This is a genomic window from Amycolatopsis rhizosphaerae (genome assembly GCF_007713715.1).
Taxonomy (GTDB): domain Bacteria; phylum Actinomycetota; class Actinomycetes; order Mycobacteriales; family Pseudonocardiaceae; genus Amycolatopsis_E; species Amycolatopsis_E rhizosphaerae.
Window position 1 is genome coordinate 1 of sequence record NZ_VJWX01000543.1, and the last position, 4,706, is coordinate 4,706.

Here is a 4,706-nt window from a genome sequence, read left to right on the forward strand (position 1 = left end):
AGGTGGTGGCGAGCCAGACGGGGGTTTGCACGCCTTCGTCGGGAGTGATGGCGAAGGGGCGAAAGAGCGGGGCCGTCAGCCGCATCAGCCCCCCGGCGTTGCTGTTGATGGCGGTGCCCTTCACCATGCCGGGATTGGCGTTGTAGCTGCTCATGCCATCGGGCAGGCGCCGCGCAAGCTCGCGGGTGGCCAGGAGGCTGACGAGTTTGCTGGTCGCGTAGACGTTGATCTGGTTGTAGAAGCGGCTGCGCCACGACGTCCCCGCAACATCGGGGTCCGTGGCGTCGAGCCTGCCGCGCTTCTCCACGAAGGTGGAGAGGTTGACGATCCGCGCCACCGGGGCGAGAGCTCCCTCCGCGAGCAGGGCGTGGGTGAGCAGGAAGGGTGCATGGTGGTTGAGCGCGTAGGTGCGCTCGACCCCGTCCACGGTCTGTTCGTACCGGGGGAAGGCCGCGCCCGCGTTGTTGATGAGCACGTCCACCGAGACGGCGTCGGCCGCCAGCTTCGCCGCGAGGTCGCGCACCTGCGACCACTGCCCCAGATCGGCGGCGTAGGTCCGCGGCGCGGGCGCGTTGTCCCCGGTGGGAGCCAGGGTGCGCACGTGGTCGGCGGCAGCCCGGGTGCGGGCCGCGTCCCGGCCGACGAGGATGACGTTCTGCCCGGCTTTGACCAGGTGACGCGCCGTCACCAGCCCCAGGCCGGACGCACCGCCGGTGATGACCGTGGTCGTGCTGTTCATTGCTGTTGTGCCTTGTCGTGGTCGTTCCTGCCGGGGGTGGGGGCGCCCTCGCTCACCTCGCGGAGCAGCGCATGCAGGCGGAGTCTGCTTTCGCGGTCGAGACGGGCGAAGGGAGAGTGCCGGGTGGTGTGCTCGATGACTCGGTCGCGCAGTGCGCATCCCTCGGGGGTGAGCTGGATGATTTTCGCGCGGCGGTCGGTGGGGTGGGGCACGCGGCGGACCAGCCCGCGCTTCTCGAGCCGGTCGATCATCGACGTGGCGGTCGAGGCATCGCACTGCAGGAGATCGGACAGCCGGCGCGCGGTCATCTCCTCCGCGCGGCTCAGCCTCCACAGCACGTCGGTCTGGGTGTCGGTGAGCCCCGCTTCGCGGGCCAGCTCCTTCAGTTCGCCGTGGACCCGGGTGCGGATCGCGAACAGAGAGTCGATCAGCTCTTCGTTCAACTGCGTGTCATCCACACACTCCACGATACATGGAACTTCCAAATATTGGAAACTCCACATAAGTGTCGGGGCCACCTTCCCTCGAACCGTGGAACGACGGGTGGCACTATTTCGACCGGACGGTTCACGGCTGGGAGGGGGCGACGTGACGGACCAGGGCCACTTGGCGGGCCCCTTGTCGATGTCGGTGGCCAACCTGTGCCGGCGGTTGCAGCCGCAGGTTTCGGCCCGCACCGCCGCCGGGTTCGCCGAGGTGACGCGGCGGCTGGCCGCACCGCTGCAGGTGGCGGTGGCCGGCCGCATCAAGTCCGGCAAGTCCACTCTCGTCAACGCGTTGATCGGACGCCGGGTGGCACCCACGGACGTCGGCGAGTGCACCCGGCTGGTGACACGCTTCCAGTACGGCACGGTGGACCGCATCGAGGTGGTCTTCACCAACGGCACCAAGCAGGTCCTGCCCTTCGCCGCGGACGGCATGATCCCCGGCGAACTGGGTGTGGACATCTCCCAGGTTTCGCACATCGAGGCGTACCTGACCAACGCCGTGCTGCAGCACATGACGGTGATCGACACCCCGGGGCTCGGTTCGCTGGACGCCGCCTCGGTCTCGCGGACCGAGGAACTGCTCGGGGCGGCGAAACAGGACGAGGGCTCCGACGAGCTCGACGACACCTCGCGCAACGCGGTCGCCGGGGCGGAAGCGGTGCTGTACGTGGTGACGCAGGGCGTGCGCGCCGACGACCAGCAGGCGCTCGCGGCGTTCACCGCGGCCACAGCGAGCCGCGAGGCGGGCCCGGTCAACGCGATCGCGGTGCTCAACAAGGCCGACACGATCACCCCGGAGTCGGTGCAGGGCGCCGAAGACGACGTGTGGAAGGCCGCGACCATCCTGGCCGGGAAGCAGGCCGCCCTGCTCAAGCCCAGGGTGGCCGACGTGCTGCCGGTGATCGGCCTGATCGCCGAGTCCGCCGAGTCCGGTGGGTTCACCTCGGCCGACGCGGAGGCGCTGCGCCAGTTGTCGGCGCTGGACGAGGCGACGCTGGAAACCATGCTGATGGCCGCGGACATCTTCACCAGCTGGGACTGCGAGGTTCCTGCCGGAACCCGGTTGCGGCTGCTGGAAAAGCTCGACCTGTTCGGCATCCGCTGCGCGATCGAGGCGATCCGGGCCGACCCCGAGATCACCGCTGGTGCGCTGCGCCGGATGCTGCTGGAGGCCTCCGGTCTGGAGGCGGTGCGGGCCCGGCTCAACGTCGTGTTCGCCGCGCGCGCGGACGGGATCAAGGCGGCGGCCGCGCTCGCCTCGGTGACCGCGCTCGCCCACGCCTCCGGCGACCCGGCCGAACGCCAGCGCGTGCACGACGCGATCGAGGTGCTGCTGGCCAAGCCGGAGGCGCACCAGTTGCGGCTGCTCGAAGCGCTCACGCTCGTGGTCGCCGGAGCGGTGGACATGCCCGAGGACCTGGCCGAGGAGGTGCTGAGGGTCGGCAGCAACGCCGAGATCGGCGCGCAGCTGGGCATGCCCGGAGGCACACGGGCCGAGCTGGCGGCCTACGCTCTCGAACGGGCCGGATGGTGGCGCTCGTTCGCCTCGTTCGGCGCCACTCCGGCGCAGAGCCGGGTGGCACACGTCGTCCATCGTGCGTATTTCCTTATCTGGCAACAATTGCGCGAGAACCGGGGGTGAGTCGGGTGCCGTCGTGGTTTCGGAGGGAACCCGAGGCGGGCGCGGATGACCCGACCGGCGAGATTCCGGGCGCCAGCCTGGCCAAGCTCATCGAAGAAGCGGACGGAACCGCCGCGGCCGCGGATGCGTCGAAGTCCGATGTGAGCAGCGGCGTTGTCACGAGCGAGCTGGAACGGGCACTGTCCGACCGGCAGGCGCTCATCCAACTGTGCCTGTACGCCCTCGACCGCGCCCGCAGTGGCGGCGTGGTGGAGCGGCTCGAACAGGGTCTGGCCGGAATCGGGGTGACCGCCGTGCGGCCGGACGGCCAGCGGTTCGACCCCGCCGTGCACGAGGCGGGCGGGGCGGTGGCCACCGACGATCCGGCGCTGGACGGCCTGGTCGCCGAGACCGAGGTGGTCGGCTTCAACGACCACGACCGGTTGTTGCGGCCCCCGATTGTGACGGTGTATACGAAACGATGACCGCTCCCACGGCGCCCTCGCTTCCGGCGCAGGTGAAACAGGCGCGCGAAACGCTGCTGACGGTGTTGCGCGAAAACGACGTCCAGGCCGCGAAGTGGGTCGAAGACATCCGCCGCGCCCGGCCGAAGAAACCGTCGGTGGTGGTGGTCGGCGAAACCAACCGCGGCAAGAGCTCGCTGGTCAACGCCCTGCTGGTGCGTCCAGGACTGTCCCCGGTCGACGCCGAGGTCGCCACCGCGACCTACCTCGTGTTCGACCACGGCGCGGAGTGGGCGGCACAGGCCTGCTATCCCGGGCAGTTGGCCCCGGTCGGCATCCCGATCGACGAGCTGACGCGGTGGGCTTCGGCGGCGCACGAGTTCCCGGAAGGGCAGTTGCCACCGCGCTATCTGGAGATCACCGGCCCGGTGCCCCTGCTCGAACGTCTGTCTCTTGTGGACACGCCGGGCGTCGGCGGGCTGGATTCCATGCACGGTGAGCTGGCCATGGAGGCCGCCGCGAACGCGACCGCGTTGCTGTTCGTGGTGGACGCGTCGGCGCCGTTCACCGCCGGGGAACTGGACTTCCTGCGCAGGACGGGCGACCGGGTCGAAACGGTGATCTTCGCGCTGTCCAAGACGGACCAGTTCCGGGGCTGGCGCGAGGTGCTCGAAGCCGATCGCCAGTTGCTGGCCGAGCACGCGCCCAGGTTCGCGGACGCGGTCTTCCACCCGGTGTCGGCCCGCATGTTCGAGATGGCGGGCAAGGCGCCGAACGAACAGGCCGCCGCGATGCTGCGGGAGCGGTCCGGGGTGATCGCACTGCAGGCGGCGATGCAGGAGTTGCTGGTCGGCCGCTCGGCGATGCTTGGTGAGGCCAACACGCTTCGGGCGCTGTCCAGCGCGCTCGGCGAGCGGCACGCGTTGCTGAAGGCAGAACAGAGAGCGCTTTCTTCCGGCGAGGCCGAGGCGGAAGCACTGCGGGCCCGGCGCGACCAACTGGTCAGCGACCGGCGGTCCTCGACGCGGGGATGGCAGCTGAAGCTGCGCGGCGAGATCCAGCGGGCACGGGTCGATCTCGGGCACGAGTCGAGCCGGCAGATGCGGGACGCGCAGTCGTACTTCCGGCAGCAGATCGAGGCCGCGAACCGTGATCGGCTGCACGAGCTTCCGCAGCAGGTGGACGCGTCACTGCAGATGATTTCGCAGCGGGTGTCCGCGGTGATGGCGCAGCGGCTGAACCGGGTCACCGACGTGGCGCTGTCCGAGCTGTTCTCCGCCGAGGAACTGGACGTGATCCGCGCCCAGTTCCTGCGCTCCGGTGGTCCGCAGGTGGTGCTGCGGCCGCCGGACAAGCGACCGCCCACCCCGGAGGACAAGCTGCTGGTCTTCATG

Annotated in this window: 5 protein-coding genes; 3 read left to right on the plus strand and 2 right to left on the minus strand. The window is 69.9% G+C overall.

What is annotated here, in order from left to right; translation table 11 throughout:
* A partial coding sequence (locus FNH05_RS32605; protein WP_144592690.1) for an SDR family NAD(P)-dependent oxidoreductase occupies positions 1 to 739 on the minus strand: 739 nt, incomplete at its 3' end.
* Positions 736 to 1,197, minus strand: a complete 462-nt coding sequence (locus tag FNH05_RS32610) for a MarR family winged helix-turn-helix transcriptional regulator (RefSeq protein ID WP_144592691.1) — start codon at positions 1,195 to 1,197, stop codon at positions 736 to 738. The genes FNH05_RS32605 and FNH05_RS32610, both read right to left, overlap by 4 nt.
* A 166-nt stretch (positions 1,198 to 1,363) precedes the next feature.
* On the opposite strand from FNH05_RS32610, the gene FNH05_RS32615 reads away from it, so the two are divergent.
* The 3 genes from FNH05_RS32615 to FNH05_RS32625 all read left to right on the plus strand — a co-directional run.
* The gene (locus FNH05_RS32615) at positions 1,364 to 2,869 is read left to right on the plus strand and encodes a dynamin family protein (protein WP_186382850.1); all 1,506 of its coding nucleotides are present in this window, start codon (positions 1,364 to 1,366) and stop codon (positions 2,867 to 2,869) included.
* Positions 2,870 to 2,874: 5 nt separating this feature from the next.
* Positions 2,875 to 3,333 (plus strand): nucleotide exchange factor GrpE, encoded by a 459-nt coding sequence (gene grpE / locus FNH05_RS32620; protein ID WP_425458511.1) that lies wholly within the window; start codon positions 2,875 to 2,877, stop codon positions 3,331 to 3,333.
* Positions 3,330 to 4,706: dynamin family protein (locus tag FNH05_RS32625; RefSeq protein WP_144592694.1), on the plus strand; the 1,377-nt coding region annotated here is incomplete at its 3' end. The genes grpE and FNH05_RS32625, both read left to right, overlap by 4 nt.

What these genes read in the sequence shown, in the direction of transcription:
- FNH05_RS32615 (WP_186382850.1), top strand. Translation starts at nt 1,364, where the DNA reads ATGTCGGTGGCCAACCTGTGCCGGCGGTTGCAGCCGCAGGTTTCGGCC.